This is a genomic window from Gallaecimonas xiamenensis 3-C-1 (genome assembly GCF_000299915.1).
In the GTDB taxonomy this organism is placed as follows: Bacteria; Pseudomonadota; Gammaproteobacteria; order Enterobacterales; family Gallaecimonadaceae; genus Gallaecimonas; species Gallaecimonas xiamenensis.
In genome coordinates this window covers 109,080-124,990 of record NZ_AMRI01000011.1, presented here as the reverse complement: position 1 = coordinate 124,990, position 15,911 = coordinate 109,080, and the positions used below count along the sequence as shown (strand labels likewise).

Genomic DNA, 15,911 nt, shown 5'->3' with positions numbered 1-15,911 from the left:
CTTAGCGGGCCAGAATGTCTTTGGCCCTAGGCTGGCCGGTCATGGGTTTGGCCTTTAATGGCGCCACCGGCTGCTCCTTGAGGACTTTGGCCAGGTAGTCCAGGGCCGCTTTGAGCTGGGCGTCCTCGCCTTTAAAGGTGGCGTGGGGCAGGTTGCTTACCTCCATGTCCGGCTCCACCCCGTACCCTTCCACCACCCAGTGGCCATCCAGGGCGAACTGGGGATATTCGGCGACCCGGGCCATGCCGCCGTCGGCCAGGGCATTGCGGCCGCTGAGCCAGACCCCGGCCCCGGCGGTGCGCTTACCGATCAGAGGGGCTATGCCCAGGGCCTTGATACCGGCGCTGAAGGTTTCCCCGTCCGAGTAGGTAAGCTGGTCGGTCAACACCGCCAGGTGGCCCCTGAAACTTTGCTGCATGTTGCTGTTGGCGTCGCCATGGGTGGGCTGCCAGAACATCCAGGCACGGCGCAGCAGCTTCTCGATGACCCAGGAGTCGATATTGCCCCCCCTGTTGCGGCGCACATCGATGATGAGGCCGTCCTTGCGGTAGTTGGCATAGAACTCCCGGGCAAAGCTCTCGATATCGCCGGTGCCCATGGCATAGAGGTGCAAATAACCGATGTTACCGCCCGAGGCCTTGGTTACCGCCTGGCGGTTTTGCTCCACCCAGTCGAGGTAGCGCAGTTTGGCCTGGGCGGCCAGGTCCACCGGGTAGACGATTTGCTCAAGGGCGGCGTTGCCCCGTTTCAGCCCCAGCAACACCTGCTTGCCCGCCTGGTTACGAAGGGCCAGGGTGGCCTCGGCCAGGGTGCTCACCGAACGGCCGTTGATGGCCACCAGTAAGTCCCCCTGGCGCACGTCGACCCCGGGTTTGGCCAAGGGGCCGGCCTGGTCGGGCAGTTCCGGATCGGTTTCGAAAATATGGCCGATACGCACCCCGTCCTTGCTCTGGGTCAGGCGCGCCCCCAGGGCGGCGGCCTTGGCCGCTTCCGGGTTGGCCGGCAGGTCACCGCCCCTGACCTGGGAGTGCAGGGCGTCCAGCTCGCCAATCATCTGCCCCAGCAGGTCGGACAGCTCGTAGCGGTCCCCTACCCTGGCTACCAGGGGCTGGTATTTAGCCTTGACCGCTTGCCAGTCCAGGCCGTGCATGGCCGGGTCATAGAAAGAATCTCGGTGCATCAGCCAGGCGTCTTCAAACATCTGCTGCCATTCGTCCGCCGGCGCCAGGGCCAACTGCCATTGGCCTGCCTGCACCTTGGCCTGGCTGAGATCCTTGGGCAGGCTGGCTGCCGCCGGTACCACCAGCATCTCTTCGGGCTTGCTTTGCTTGCGCACCAACAGCTGTTTTTGGTCAGCCGACAAGCCGTAGTCGGCTATGTCGTCGGTCACCTTATCCAGCTTGGGGGCGCGCCGGTCGATGCCGAGGCTGATCAGGGCCTGCTTGCCCCTGGCGTCGCTGTCGAGCATATAGAGCCGCTCCGGGGTGACGCTGAGCTTGTTGTAATTACCGGCAGCGACCGGTACCTGCCAGAGGCGGCCGGCAATGCCGCCCCATTCCAGTTGGGCCTTGCCCTTGGCCGGCGGCTCCTGGGTCAGCTCGCTGGGGGCCTGGAAGGGGAAGGCGGCCTTGGGGTCCAGGGCCAGGGCGAACACCAGGGTACGCTTGTCGAACATGGGGCCCATGTTGCGGTCCCCCCAGGGGGAGCCTGGGGTGGCGTTAAAGGCGCGGTTGGACAGGAAATACAGCCACTTTCGGTCGGGGCTGAAGGCCGGGGAGAAGGACTCGTACTTGTCGCTGGTCAACAGTTGTTGCTGGTCCTTTTCCAGGTCCAGCAGCATGACCCGGCTGCGCTCGTTGCCAAGGAAAGTGCCTGCCACCGCCAGGTAGCGGCTGTCGCCGGACCAGCTGATATCGCCAATGGGGCCAAGGCCAGCCCCTTGGCTGAGCAGCTTGCGGTTACTGCCCTTGGCAAGGTCCAGCAGCCAGAGGTTGCCGTCGTTGTCGTCATGGGCCAACAGGCGGCCGTTGGGGGACAACACCAGGCTGTGGCGCAGGGTCTGGCCGTCCTTGGTCAGCTGTTCGGCCTTGGCGCTGCCATCGGCGGCATAGCGCCAGATCTCCTGCTCGCCACTGGCGTCACTGATACCGTACACCCACTTGCCGTCGGCGTCGGCCACGGCACTGCGCAGCCGGCTATGGGGGGCCTGGGCCAGCTCCACCAGGCGGCTGCCGTCGATGCCGGCCAGGGCCACATGGCTGCGGGCGGTGATCACCACCTTGTCGCCCTTGGGGGCCAGCTTGGCAGATGTGGCGTACTTGAGGGGATCTTTGAGCCAGCGGGGCTGGCGATAGGGCTGGTCGCCTACCAGGTTGATGGCCAAAGCCTGGTCTTGGCCACTGGCCAGGTCATAGAGGTGCAGATCGGCACCCAGTTGGTAGACGATGCGCTGCCCGTCCAGGTAGGGGTCTTTGACCTGCCAGTCCTTGTGGTGAGTCAGTTGGCGGTTGTCGGAGCCGTCCAAGGCCATGGACCAGAGGTTGGGGTTGCCGTCGGCGTCGGACAGGTAATAGAGGCGGTCGCCCTTGACCATGGGGTTGCGGTCGGAGCCGGCATCTTGGGCACTGAGTTGCACCGCTTCCTGGTCGCTGCCGAGCTTGTAGCGCCACAACACGCCCTTGGCACCGCCCTTGTAAACCTTGGCGTTATCGCCGGTGACCTGCAGGCCAAAACGGGTGAAGTAGAGATACTGGCCCTTGGCATCCAGGCTGCCTTCCACGGCGTCGGCCAGGGGCAGATCGGTGGTTTCCAAGCTGCTTGGGTCCACCAGGCGCAGCACCCAGCTATTGGCCGGGCCAAAGCTGTTGTCGGTGGCGTACAGTAGCTTGCCGTCCGCCGTCCAGCCCTGGAGCCGCACCCGGCTTTGCTCGAAGGTGACCCGCTTGGGCAGGCCACCGGTAAGGGGCATCAGGTACAGCTCGTCGGCGCCCTCGTAGTTGGCCACGTAGGCCAGGGTCTTGCCGTCTTTGGACAGGGCCGCGTCTTTTTCCTCGGCGGCCTGGGTGGTGAGACGCTGAGCCTTTTCAGCGCCCAGGGATTGGGTCCAAAGATCGCCCTCGGCGGTGAAGACCAGGGTGTCACCACTCAGGGCGGGAGCACGGTAGTAACCGGGGGCCGCCTGGGCGCTGAGGCCAAGGGCCAACAGGCAACAGCCGACGCTGTACTTGAGCTTCATGGGAGTCTCTCTTGTTATGGTCGTTTCCTTTGCCGACTACGCTACCCCTAAGGGCCGGCACAGGGAATCCCCAGGGGGGCGAGCCGCCGAAAAAGCCAGCCCTGCGTCAAAGGCAGCAACAGGGGTTAACAAAATGTTGACGAAAGGCATATCAGGCATCAGTGTAGAAATAAGATGAGCAACGCCTACCAGGTCAGTAATGCCTTACCCTCAACAAGCCAAACTGAGCCGTCGCTTGATGCTGTCGACCTTGGGATTAAGCTTCGCCATGATGCTGCTGCTGATCCCCATTCAATACCTGATGGACAAGAGCGTCGCCTCCGAACAGGTATCACAGGCTGCCCAACAGGTAGAACAGGGCTATCTGCCCGCCCTTAATGCCGCTATCTGGAACTTTGACGAGGAGAGGGCCCGTCTCAACCTGGAAAACCTCATCCAGCAACCGTTCGCCGCTTATGCCGCTATCCAGGGGGATCTCAGCCTGGCGGTGGGCACGCCGCCCAAATCGCCTTTGGCTTACCGCTACGATCTGGTAGGCCAGGACAACAGGCGTCTTGGCCAGTTGGACGTGGCCTTCGACCAGGATGCCGTCAGCCAATACGCCTGGGACAGGGTCAGGGACGCCTTCTGGACCCTTAGCCTCTACACCCTGATCCTCTCAGGCCTGATGCTGTGGTTGGTGCAATATACGGTGACCCGGCGCCTGCTGCGGCTGTCACGCTTTGCCCAGGGGCTGCGCCTGGACAACCTGGAAGAGGCCCCTACCCTCTATTTCAAACAGAGCCAGGACGAACTGGACCACCTGACCAAGCACCTGCTGGACATGCGCGCGCAACTGGTCACCGATCGCAACGAACTCAAACGCTTCGAAAATGAACTGGCCCGCCGCGCCAACGAAGACCAGCTGACCGGCCTGCCCAACCGTTTCAGCTTCCTCGAAACCCTCTACCGCCACCTGGATCTGAAGCGCGAATTTGCGGTGATGTTTTTGGATCTGGACGGCTTCAAGCGGGTCAATGACGGCCTGGGCCACAGTGTCGGGGATGAACTACTGAAAGAGACCGCCCAGCGCCTCAAGGAGCTGGTGGGGGACTGTGCCCTGCTGGCCCGCTACGGCGGCGACGAATTCGTGCTGCTGGTGGATCAGAGCTGCACCGACCATAACACCCACATCGCCGACCGCCTGACCCGGGGCTTTGCCCGGCCCTTCCATGTGGCCGGCAATGTACTTTACCTGTCGGTGAGCGTCGGTATTGCCCGTTATCCCCAGGACGCAGGCAACGGCGAAGAGCTCATCCAGCGTGCCGACGTGGCCATGTACCAGGCCAAGAACCTTGGCCGTTCCCGCTATCTGTTCTTTGACCAATGCCTCTATGAAAACATGCTGGGTAAGCTGGAGCTGGAAGAAAAGCTGCGTCACAGCCTGGAGCACGGGGAATTCAGCCTGGTCTACCAGCCCATTTACCAAGCCAATGGCCAGCGTATGGTGTCGGCCGAGGCCCTGCTGCGCTGGCCCCACGCCACCCCGGATGTGTTTATCCCTCTGGCCGAAGAGACCGGCCTTATCCTGCCCCTTGGCCTTTGGGTGCTGGAACAGGCCCTGGCTCAGGCCAAGGCCTGGCGCGACCAGGGCCATGACATAGTGGTATCGGTAAACGTGTCCCACAGCCAGCTGCACCAGCAGCAGTTTGCCGACAAGGTCAGGGAGCTGATCCAGGCCTCAGAGCTGCCCTCCTCTTCCTTGCAGCTGGAGATAACCGAAACGGCGCTGCTGGAGGATTGGCAAGGCAGTATCGCCAATATCCAGTTGCTGCGAGACATGGGGGTGCGTATCGCCCTTGACGATTTCGGTACCGGCTATTCGTCCCTGTCGCACCTGCAACAGATGCCCCTGGACTGCCTGAAGATAGACAAGAGTTTTATGGCCAGGGTCCATGAATCAGAACGTGACAAAGCCCTGGTGGAGGCCCTGGTCAGTCTGGCACGGGCATTGTCATTGAAGGTGGTAGCAGAAGGAGTGGAAGTGGAAGAGCAGGTAAGGATCGCCAAGGCCCTTGGGATCCATTACCTGCAGGGGTTCTATCTGGCCAGGCCCAAGAAGGCCGAAGAACTCAGCTTCAACCCGCCTTCTGAGCCAGGTCCCGGCGCATCCGCATCAGCTCCAGACGTGCGTAGCGGTACTCAATAAAGTCCTGCACATTGGTGGTCAGGGCCAGCTTGAAGAAGTTGATGGCCTCGCCGGTATCCCCTTGGGCCTGGTGCAACTTACCCAGGTAGAAGTAGGCCTCACAAAGGCGCTCAGCCAGAGTGCGATTGGAGTCCACCCCTTCTTTGAGGGAATCGATGAAGGCCCCTTCGCTCAGCTTGCCCTGATACAGCGCCACCAGTTGGTTGGCCCAAACGTCACCGTGCAGCTTGGTGGCGTTGTAGCCGAGCCTGGCCTTGGCTTCGACCGGAGTCTTTTCCTTTTCCACCAGGTACAGCCAGAGGATCCGGTAGGGGTCGCTCGGTTGCAGGGCCAGGAAGGTCTCCAGATCCCGCACCGCCAACTCCGGCCTGTCACCGTAGTAAAGGGCTATGCCCCTGTTGAGGTAGGCGTACTCGTGCTTGGGGTCCAGCTCAATGGCCGCATCCAGGGCCTCGTAGGCCTGCTCGTATTCTTCGGCGGAAATGGCCTGGATCCCCAGGAAGTTGTAGGCGTCGGCCATGTCCGGCTTGAGTTGGACGGCGCGGTTGAAATCCCGGCGCGCCAGGGCCTTGAGGCCCACAGAATCGAACACCACCCCACGGCGGTAGAGGATCTGAGCCCGCTGTTCGTCATTGAGATCGGCCCGGTTCAAAATCTCTTCCAGGCGGGCCAGTTCCACTTCGGCCTGAAAGGGGATGGGCAGGGGTTCGGCCAGCAGCAGGCGGCTGCTTGAGGCCCCTTGGGAAGGAAGCGTGGAGGCGCAGCCTGCCAACAACATCAGTGGGATCAGGATGGCCAGTGTCTTTCGCATAATCCATTTCTCTTCGCGTGCATGGGATACATCCTGCCAGAAGCCTAAACAAAAGGGGAGCCGAAGCTCCCCTTTTTAGGTCTCAAAGCCTTATTCGGCCTTGGACTCTTCGCTGTTGCCTTCGCTGCTTTCTACAGCGTCAACAACGGCGGCTTCTTCGGCAGGGGCCGGCTCGGCAGCCACTTCCGCCTTAGGCATGGCTTCCTTGATGGACAGGCGTACGCGGCCTTGACGGTCCACTTCCAGGCACTTGACCTTCACTTCCTGGCCTACCTGCAGGTAGTCGGCGACGTTTTCGATGCGCTGTTCGGCGATCTGGCTGATGTGCACCAGGCCTTCTTTACCAGGCAGGATGGCAACGAAAGCACCGAAATCAACGATCTTGGTCACTTTACCGTCGTAGATGCGACCCACTTCCACTTCGGCGGTCAGATCTTCGATGCGGCGGATAGCGGCCTGAGCCTGCTCACCGCTGACGGCGGCGATTTTCACGGTGCCGTCGTCTTCGATCTCGATGGTGGTGCCGGTTTCTTCGGTCAGGGCGCGAATGACGCTGCCGCCTTTACCGATCACATCACGGATCTTCTCGGGGTTGATCTTCATGGTGTGGATACGGGGCGCGTAGGCAGAGATGTCTTCACGGGGGCCGTTGATGGCCTGGTCCATTACACCCAGGATGTGGATACGGGCATCGTGGGCCTGTTTCAGGGCCACTTGCATGATTTCCTTGGTGATGCCTTCGATTTTGATGTCCATCTGCAGGGCGGTAACGCCCTCGCGGGAACCGGCCACCTTGAAGTCCATGTCGCCCAGGTGATCTTCGTCACCCAGGATGTCGGACAGTACCACGAAGTTCTCTTCTTCTTTGACCAGGCCCATGGCGATACCGGCCACGGAGGACTTGATCGGTACACCGGCGTCCATAAGGGCGAGAGAGGAACCACAGACGGAGGCCATGGAGGAGGAACCGTTGGACTCGGTGATCTCGGACACCACACGTACGGTGTAGGGGAACTGCTCGGCAGAAGGCATCACCGCCAGTACACCGCGCTTGGCCAGGCGGCCGTGGCCGATTTCACGGCGCTTGGGGCTACCCATCATGCCGGTCTCACCTACGCAGTAAGGAGGGAAGTTGTAGTGGAACAGGAAGTTGTCGGTGCGCTCACCGGTCAACTCGTCGAGGATCTGGGCGTCGCGGGTAGTACCCAGGGTAGCAACCACCAGGGCCTGGGTTTCGCCACGGGTAAAGATGGCGGAGCCGTGGGTACGGGGCAGTACGCCGGTGGCCACATCCAGGGCACGGATCATCTGCGGGTCACGACCGTCGATACGGGGTTCACCGGCCAGTACCCGGCCACGGACCAGGGTCTTCTCGACTTTGGAGAAGAGATCGCCGGCTTCCTTGGTGTTCAGTTCGGCGTCGTCGGCCAGCAGGCTTTCCATCAGCTCAGACTTGATGGCACCGATGGCAGCGTAACGCTCCATTTTGTCCTGGATGCGGTAGGCGTCGCCCAACTTGTCCCAGACAATGGCTTTGATCTTGTCTTTAAGCTCGGTGTTTTCGGCAGGGGCAGTCCAGTCCCATTTGGGGGTGTTGACTTCAGCAGCCAGCTCATTGATGGCCGCGATCACGGTCTGCATCTGCTGGTGGCCGAACATCACGGCGTCCAGCATCACTTCTTCGGCCAGCAGTTCGGCTTCGGATTCCACCATCAGCACGGCGCCTTCGGTACCGGCAACCACCAGGTCCAGCTTGGAGGACTTGAGCTCTTCGGTGGTGGGGTTCAGTACCAGGTTGTCGTTGATGTAACCAACGCGGGCGGCACCGATGGGGCCGGCAAAGGGGATGCCGGAGATGGCCAGGGCGGCGGAGGTGCCGATCATGGCGACGATATCAGGGCTGACCTGGGGGTTTACGGACACCACTGTGGCCACGACTTGCACTTCGTTCTTGAAGCCGTTGGGGAACAGGGGGCGGATAGGACGGTCGATGAGGCGGGCAGTCAGGGTTTCGCCTTCGCTGGGACGGCCTTCACGCTTGAAGAAACCACCGGGGATCTTACCGGCAGCGTAGGTACGCTCCTGGTAGTTCACGGTCAGGGGGAAGAAATCTTTGGATTGGTCGGCTTCTTTCTTGCCGACTACGCTCACCAGAACCACGGTGTCGTCCACGCTGGCGATCACGGCGGCGGTGGCTTGACGCGCGACGGCGCCAGTTTCCAGGGTGACGGTATGCTGACCGTACTGGAAGGTCTTGATAATTGGTTTCACAGATTGTCCTTAGGGATCAGCCGATCCTTGATTTTTTTGGTCGCTCACTTTGCGCGCCAAGTATATAGCAGCTCATCGGCAAGAGGTAGCCACCCCGGCTTTGAACGCAAAAAAGGGAGCCGAAGCCCCCTTTTCTTTGCAAGGTCAAAGTCGAATTAACGACGCAGACCCAGCTTGCCGATCAGATCGGCATAGCGCTGAACGTCTTTCTTCTTCAGGTAGTCCAGCAGTTTGCGGCGCTGGGAAACCATGCGCAGCAGACCACGACGGCTGTGGTGGTCTTTCTTGTGCTGGGAGAAGTGACCTTGCAGATGGTTGATCTGGGCAGTCAGCAGGGCAACTTGAACTTCCGGGGAACCGGTGTCGTTCTGGCCACGGCCGTGTTCAGCAACGATTTGAGCTTTCGCTTCAACGCTTAGTGACATGATGTACTCCTAGTTGATAAACGCATGGCCGATCACTAATTCAGCCATGCAAGAGGCGCGCATTCTACCCTATGGGGCCTGGGCTGCCAAGGGTCAGTGGCTGACCACCATGCGTTTGGGGGCTAGCTTGCCTTCGCCGTCCAATTCGCCGACACCGATAAAGGTGCCCTCTTCCACGATCCGCACCAGGCCGGTGCTGGACGCCAGCCCCACCTGCACGGCCTGGCCCTGCTTGAGGTAAAAGGCGGTGGCGGCCTGTACGTCCACGGCGGGCAGGTCCTGCACGGCGCTGTCCATGGGCAACAGGAAGCCGTCCAGGTACTGGCCTGGAGGCACCTCGTCGGTGCGGGCCTGCTCCAGCAGCGCTTCGAGGCGCTCCAGGGTCACCATCCGCTCTACCGGGTAGCCCGACACCTTGGTGCGGCGCAACAAGGTAACGTGGGCACCGCAGCCCAGCACTTCACCCAGGTCGTCCACTATGGTGCGGATATAGGTGCCCTTTGAGCACTCCACGTCCATTTCCACCTCGTCCCCTTCAAAACGCACCAGGGTTAGCTTGTAGACGGTGATGGGCCGGGCCTCCCGGGGTACCTCTATGCCTTCGCGGGCATACTTGTACAGAGGCTTGCCCTGGTACTTGAGGGCCGAGTACATGCTGGGCACCTGCATGATGGGGCCACGAAACTGGTCCAGGGCTTCGAGCAGATCACCCGGGGTCACCGTCACCGGGCGGGTGGCGACCACTTCACCGTCGGCGTCGGAGGTGTCGGTACGCACCCCCAGCTTGGCGATCACCCGATACCCCTTGTCCGAGTCCAGCAGGTACTGGGAAAACTTGGTGGCTTCCCCAAAACAGATAGGCAGCATGCCGGTGGCCAGCGGGTCCAGGGCGCCGGTGTGGCCGGCCTTCTGGGCAAAGAAGATACGCTTGACCTTTTGCAGGGCGTCGTTGGACGACAGGCCCTGGGGCTTATCCAACAGCAGGATACCGTCCAGAGGACGGCCCTTGGACCGGCGCTTGCTCATTCCTTGTCCTCGTCCTCACGGCCGCTGGCGGCCTTCTTGGCCTCGTCGGCGGCGACCGCCTGGCTGACGGCATTGGAGATGCGCATACCTTCAATCAGGGAGGTGTCGTGGACGAATTTAAGCTCCGGCACGATGCGCAGGCGCAGGCGGCCACCCACCAGGCTGCGGATATAGGGCTTGGCTTCTTGCAGGCCCTTGAGGGTTTCCTTGACCTTGGCTTCATCCTGGTCGAACAGGGTGATGAAGACCTTGGCGTGGGACAGGTCGCGGCTCACTTCGACGCCGGACACTGTGACCATGCCGATGCGCGGGTCTTTGACCTCACGCTGCAATATCATCGCGATTTCCCGTTGCAGCTCCTGGCCGACACGGCGGGTACGACTGACTTCTTTTGCCATAATTTATGCCTTTATAAAGACAAGGACGGGGGCGCTTGGCCCCCGTCCTTAAAGTGTTGTTTCCTTAGAGGGTCCGAGCAACCTCAATGACCTCGAAGACCTCGATCTGGTCACCGGCGCGAACATCATTGTAGTTCTTAACGCCGATACCACACTCGTAGCCATTCTTGACTTCGGCAACGTCGTCTTTGAAGCGGCGCAGGGATTCCAGCTCGCCTTCGTAGATAACCACGTTTTCACGCAGCACACGGATAGGCGCAGAGCGCTTGACCACACCCTCGGTAACCATACAGCCGGCAACAGCACCGAACTTGGGCGACTTGAACACGTCGCGCACTTCGGCCAGGCCGATGATCTGCTGCTTGAATTCCGGTGCCAGCATGCCGGTCATGGCTTGCTTCACTTCTTCGAGCAGTTCGTAGATCACGCTGTAGTAGCGCAGGTCCAGGTTCTCGTTTTCCACCACTTTACGGGCAGAAGCGTCGGCACGGACGTTAAAGCCGATGAGGATGGCGTTGGAGGCGGCAGCCAGTACGGCGTCGGTCTCGGTGATACCACCAACACCGGAGCCCACCACTTTGACCTTCACTTCGTCGGTGCTGAGTTTCAGCAGGGAGTCGGTGATGGCTTCCACAGAACCCTGTACGTCGGCTTTGAGTACCAGGTTGAGCTCGGCCACTTCGCCTTCGGCCATGTTGGCAAACATGTTTTCCAGCTTGGCTTTCTGCTGGCGGGCCAGTTTGACGTCACGGAACTTGCCTTGACGATAGAGCGCCACTTCACGGGCTTTCTTCTCGTCACGGACAACGGTGGCTTCGTCACCGGCAGCCGGTACGCCGCTAAGACCGAGGATCTCGACCGGAATGGAAGGACCGGCTTCCTTGATCTCGCCGCCGCGCTCGTCACGCATGGCACGGACACGGCCGTATTCCAGGCCGCACAGCACGATATCGCCCTGCTTGAGGGTACCGGACTGCACCAGCACGGTGGCCACGGGGCCGCGGCCTTTGTCGAGGCGGGATTCCACCACCACGCCGGAGGCCATACCGTCTTTGACGGCGGTCAGTTCCAGTACTTCGGACTGCAGCAAGATGGCGTCCAGCAGGTCATCAACACCGGTACCGGCTTTGGCGGACACGGGTACGAACTGCACTTCACCGCCCCAGTCTTCGGTCAGAACGTCGTTCTGAGCCAGTTCGCTCTTAACGCGATCCGGGTCGGCTTCGGGTTTGTCCATCTTGTTGACGGCAACGATCAAGGGAACACCGGCCGCCTTGGCGTGCTGGATGGCTTCCTTGGTCTGGGGCATAACACCGTCGTCGGCAGCCACCACCAGTACCACGATGTCGGTGGCCTTGGCACCACGGGCACGCATGGCGGTAAAGGCGGCGTGGCCAGGGGTGTCGAGGAAGGTGATCATGCCTTTCTCGTGCTCGACGTGGTAAGCACCGATGTGCTGGGTAATACCACCGGCCTCGCCTGCAGCGATCTTGGCCTTGCGGATGTAGTCCAGCAGTGAGGTTTTACCGTGGTCGACGTGACCCATGATGGTCACCACAGGAGCGCGGGGCAGAACCTGGGCTTCGGTGTCACGGTCCAGCAGTACCGCTTCTTCCAGCTCGTTCTCTTTGCGCAGCACCACCTTGTGACCCATTTCCTCGGCCACCAGCTGGGCGGTTTCCTGATCGATCACCTGGTTGATGGTGGCCATGGCGCCCATCTTCATCATCGCTTTGATGACTTCGGTGGCCTTGACCGCCATCTTGTTGGCCAGTTCGCCAACGGTGATGGTTTCACCGATCTGTACGTCACGGGTTACCGGTTGGGCAGGCTTGTTAAAGCCATGCTGCATGGAAGCCGGGGTACGGCCCTTACCCTTCTTGGGCAGGCGGGAGCTGCGGCGGTCAGCATCACGCTCACGCTTGTCGCTGTTGCGTTTGCTTTGGGGCTTGGCGCTCTTGCCACCACGGCGGCGGCCTTCGGACTCGCGCTCGGCTTCCACTTCCGCTTCCTTGACGTAGGTAGACTTGTCGTCTTCATCTTCGGCAGGCTTGTTCTTGGCTTCCTCAGCCAGGCGCTTTTCGCTTTCCTCGGCCAGGCGGCGGGCTTCTTCTTCCAGGCGCACGGCTTCGGCTTCGGCCTTTTTCAGGGCCTCTTCTTCCTGCTTACGCTTCAGAGCCTCGGCTTCGGCCTTCAGGCGCTGGGCCTCGGCGTCGTCCTTCTTGGCCGGGGCGGCGGTAGAAGACTGGGCAGCGGCTTCGCGCTTGGCAGCGGCCTTCTCGGCAGCAGCCTTTTCTTCGGCTTCGCGCTTGGCCTTGGCTTCAGCGGCGGCCTTCTCTTCGGCTTCACGCTTGGCCTTGGCTTCCGCTTCCAGGCGGGCCTGTTCTGCCGCTTCGGCTTCCAGGCGGGCCTGTTCTTCAGCCGGGTCGCGCTTGACGAAGGTGCGCTTCTTACGCACTTCTACCTGCACTTCCTTGGTACGGCCACCGGTACCACCCACAGAGAGGGTGCTTTTGGTTTTGCGAGTCAGGGTCAGTTTGTTGGGTGCACCAGCGCTACCACCATGTTGTTCTTTCAGGTGGCTAAGCAGAGCCTGCTTTTCATCTTCGCTGACCGCGTCGGAGGCGGACTTATTCAGTCCAACCTCGGCAAACTGTTGGATCAGGCGATCAACCGGCGTACCTACATCACTGGCAAGTTTTTCAACTGTAACTTCTGCCATTTAAATCTTTCCTCCGTTGATCCCGTTTAGGCCTCGGCGTTGTCACCAAACCAGCAGATGTTGCGGGCAGCCATGATCAGCTCGCCTGCCTTGGTTTCATCTAGCTCGTCGATGTCAGCCAAATCGTCAACGCCTTGTTCGGCCAGGTCTTCAAGGGTACGGACGCCTTTGGCAGCCAGCCTAAAGGCCAGGTGGCGCTCCATCCCTTCCAGATTCAGCAAGTCTTCGGCGGGCTCGGCGCCCTCGAGACTTTCTTCAGTGGCCAGGGCAGCGGTCGTCAGGGCTGCCTTGGCGCGGTTACGCAGTTCATCCACCAGATCTTCGTCCAGGCCATCGATCTCCAGGAATTCGGAGGTCGGCACATAGGCGATTTCTTCGAGGGTGGAAAAGCCTTCCTCAACCAGCAGGGAGGCAAAATCTTCGTCGATTTCCAGCTTGGCCATAAAGGTGTTGAGCACCTTGTCGCTCTCAGCCTGATGCTTGGCCTTGAGGTCAGCGACGGTCATCACGTTCAGTTCCCAACCGGTCAGCTGACTGGCCAGACGCACGTTCTGGCCGCCACGGCCGATGGCCTGAGCCAGGTTGCTCTCTTCGACGGCGATATCCATGGCGTGGGTGTCTTCGTCCACTATGATGGAGGCCACGTCGGCAGGGGCCATGGCGTTGATCACGAACTGGGCCGGGTTGTCGTCCCACAGCACGATGTCGACACGCTCGCCGTCCAGCTCACCAGAAACGGCCTGCACACGGGCACCACGCATACCGACACAGGCGCCGATGGGGTCGATGCGACGGTCGTTGGTCTTAACGGCGATCTTGGCACGGCTGCCGGGGTCACGGGCGGCGCCCTTGACTTCGATCAGCTCTTCGCCAATTTCCGGCACTTCGATGCGGAACAGTTCGATGAGCATCTGCGGCTTGGCGCGGCTCAAAAACAGCTGGGCACCACGAGCCTCGGGCCTGACCGCAAACAGCAGGGCGCGAGCCCGGTCGCCGGGGCGGAAGGTTTCGCGGGGCAGCATTTCGTCGCGGTACAGTACGGCTTCGGCATTGTTGCCCAGATCCAGGATAACCATGTCCCGGGTGGCCTTTTTGACAGTACCTGTCACCAGCTCACCGACGTTGTCGGCAAACTGTTCCACTACCTGGGCACGCTCGGCCTCACGGACCTTTTGCAGGATAACCTGCTTGGCGGTTTGGGTAGTGATACGGTCAAAGGTGATGGAGTCGATCTGTTCTTCAACAAAGTCGCCCACCTGCAAAGACTCGTCTTCTTCCATGGCGCGGGCAGCGGCCAGGGACACTTCCTTGAGCGGGTGCTCCAGGACGTCGTTGCTGTCTTCAACGATCAGCCAACGGCGGTAAGTGTCGAAGTCGCCGGTTTTGCGGTCAATGGCGACACGGACTTCGATTTCCTTGTCGTGCTTTTTCTTGGTGGCGGTCGCCAGGGCTGCTTCCAGCGCTTGGAAAATCTTCTCGCGCGGTACGGCCTTTTCGTTAGAGACAGCGTCGACAACCAGCAGGATCTCTTTATTCATCAGGATGCCTCGTTACACCTTTGCCGTTATTCAAAACTGAGGAACCAGGTTGGCTTTATCAATATTGCTGAAAGCGAAGCGGTCTTCCTTGCCTTCATATGCCAACAGGATCATGTCGCCTTCAATGGCAACCAGCTTGCCTTTGAAGCGGCGTCGACCCGCTACCGGCACAACCAGTTTGATTTCGATGTCGGACCCCACCACTTTTTCGAAATGGGCGGGTACGAACAGGGGCCGATCAAGGCCGGGAGAGGACACTTCCAGCAAGTATTCGCTCTGGATGGGATCCTCGACGTCCAGCACAGCACTGACCTGGTGACTCACTTCGGCGCAGTTATCCACCGTCACCCCGTTGGGACTGTCGATGTAAATACGCACCGTCGCAGAACGGCCAGCGCGGGCCATTTCCACGCCCAGCAGTTCAAAGCCCAGCGCCTGTACCGCCGGGGTCAACATATCAGTTAATTGCTGTTCCAGTCTTGCCAAGGGCAACCCCCTCTCCACAAACAAAAAAAGGGCGAAGCGCCCAGTATCACAGCCCGACTACGCGCAAAAGCATAGTCGATACCCTTACAAAAGCGCGGTGCGCCTTCGTAGACGACAGATAGCAAAAAGCCCCGAACATGCGGGGCTTTGCTCAACCTTACGTTGATTTGACCCCGCATGGGGCCCGCCGTAAACCGACATCATCTGTCGACCTACGAGCTGTTTGGTTGCGGGGGCCGGATTTGAACCGACGACCTTCGGGTTATGAGCCCGACGAGCTACCAGGCTGCTCCACCCCGCGTCAAACAGGTCGGCATCTTACTGGACTTGAAGGTTTTTATCAAGCCAAAGAGCCATATCTTGGTGCCGAGAGCGGGACTTGAACCCGCACGCCAATTAAGGCACTACCCCCTCAAGATAGCGTGTCTACCAATTCCACCATCTCGGCAAATTCTTCTTTTACATCAGTTGGTCGGAACGTCCGATTTCTCTGATGAAGGTTGCTGAACTTCTTCAGCTACCGGCTTTTCCAGGTTTTGCCATTGATCATCTGGCTTGGCCTGTTTGGCTGTCATGTTACCCAGCACCAGGCTAAGGGCAAAGAACAGCGTTCCCGCTATCGCGGTTGCACGGGTCAGGAAATTACCTGAGCCACCAGCACCGAAAACGGTATTCGAGGCACCTGCTCCGAAAGACGCACCCATATCGGCACCTTTACCTTGCTGGATCATTACCAGACCGATAAGGGCCAGCGCCACGAGCAGGTACACTACTAACAGAACTTCGTACATATCAGCAGCTTCCTGTCTCT

At 60.4% G+C, this 15,911-nt stretch carries 11 protein-coding genes and 2 tRNA genes; 1 reads left to right on the top strand and 12 read right to left on the bottom strand.

Going from position 1 to position 15,911, the window contains the following annotated elements; genetic code table 11:
* Position 1: 1 nt before the first annotated feature.
* Entirely contained in the window at positions 2-3,235 is a 3,234-nt protein-coding gene (locus B3C1_RS09495; protein ID WP_008484472.1) for a S41 family peptidase, read from the bottom strand.
* Between the two features lie 238 nt (positions 3,236-3,473).
* Here B3C1_RS09495 and B3C1_RS19370 point away from each other — a divergent pair, with 238 nt between their 5' ends.
* On the top strand, positions 3,474-5,423 hold the full coding sequence (locus B3C1_RS19370; RefSeq protein ID WP_192813363.1) for a bifunctional diguanylate cyclase/phosphodiesterase: 1,950 nt from the start codon (positions 3,474-3,476) through the stop codon (positions 5,421-5,423).
* Here the strand turns inward: B3C1_RS19370 and nlpI are convergent.
* The 11 genes from nlpI to secG all read right to left on the bottom strand — a co-directional run bounded on the left by nlpI (position 5,353) and on the right by secG (position 15,891).
* Complete coding sequence (gene nlpI / locus B3C1_RS09485) at positions 5,353-6,234, bottom strand: lipoprotein NlpI (protein ID WP_008484469.1); 882 nt, start codon at positions 6,232-6,234, stop codon at positions 5,353-5,355. The two genes, B3C1_RS19370 and nlpI, sit on opposite strands and share 71 nt — an antisense overlap.
* Positions 6,235-6,324: 90 nt before the next feature.
* Positions 6,325-8,505, bottom strand: a complete 2,181-nt coding sequence (pnp, locus tag B3C1_RS09480) for a polyribonucleotide nucleotidyltransferase (RefSeq protein WP_008484468.1) — start codon at positions 8,503-8,505, stop codon at positions 6,325-6,327.
* A 155-nt stretch (positions 8,506-8,660) separates the two neighbouring features.
* Complete coding sequence (rpsO, locus tag B3C1_RS09475) at positions 8,661-8,930, bottom strand: 30S ribosomal protein S15 (RefSeq protein WP_008484467.1); 270 nt, start codon at positions 8,928-8,930, stop codon at positions 8,661-8,663.
* A gap of 93 nt (positions 8,931-9,023) precedes the next feature.
* Entirely contained in the window at positions 9,024-9,956 is a 933-nt protein-coding gene (gene truB / locus B3C1_RS09470) for a tRNA pseudouridine(55) synthase TruB (protein WP_008484466.1), read from the bottom strand.
* Positions 9,953-10,354, bottom strand: a complete 402-nt coding sequence (gene rbfA / locus B3C1_RS09465; protein WP_008484465.1) for a 30S ribosome-binding factor RbfA — start codon at positions 10,352-10,354, stop codon at positions 9,953-9,955. Before rbfA ends, truB begins: the two co-directional genes overlap by 4 nt.
* A gap of 64 nt (positions 10,355-10,418) precedes the next feature.
* Positions 10,419-13,076 carry a translation initiation factor IF-2 gene (gene infB, locus B3C1_RS09460; protein ID WP_008484463.1) on the bottom strand — a complete coding sequence of 886 codons (2,658 nt, stop codon included), beginning with the start codon at positions 13,074-13,076 and terminating at the stop codon, positions 10,419-10,421.
* Between the two features lie 26 nt (positions 13,077-13,102).
* Positions 13,103-14,614 (bottom strand): transcription termination factor NusA, encoded by a 1,512-nt coding sequence (gene nusA / locus B3C1_RS09455; RefSeq protein ID WP_008484461.1) that lies wholly within the window; start codon positions 14,612-14,614, stop codon positions 13,103-13,105.
* A gap of 30 nt (positions 14,615-14,644) precedes the next feature.
* A complete protein-coding gene (gene rimP / locus B3C1_RS09450; protein ID WP_008484460.1) occupies positions 14,645-15,100 on the bottom strand; it encodes a ribosome maturation factor RimP in 456 nt (151 codons plus the stop codon).
* Positions 15,101-15,324: 224 nt separating this feature from the next.
* Positions 15,325-15,401, bottom strand: a tRNA-Met gene (locus B3C1_RS09445).
* Positions 15,402-15,461: 60 nt separating this feature from the next.
* Positions 15,462-15,548: transfer RNA gene (locus B3C1_RS09440), tRNA-Leu, on the bottom strand.
* 16 nt (positions 15,549-15,564) lie between these two features.
* The gene (secG, locus tag B3C1_RS09435) at positions 15,565-15,891 is read right to left on the bottom strand and encodes a preprotein translocase subunit SecG (RefSeq protein ID WP_008484459.1); all 327 of its coding nucleotides are present in this window, start codon (positions 15,889-15,891) and stop codon (positions 15,565-15,567) included.
* Positions 15,892-15,911 lie beyond the last annotated feature (20 nt).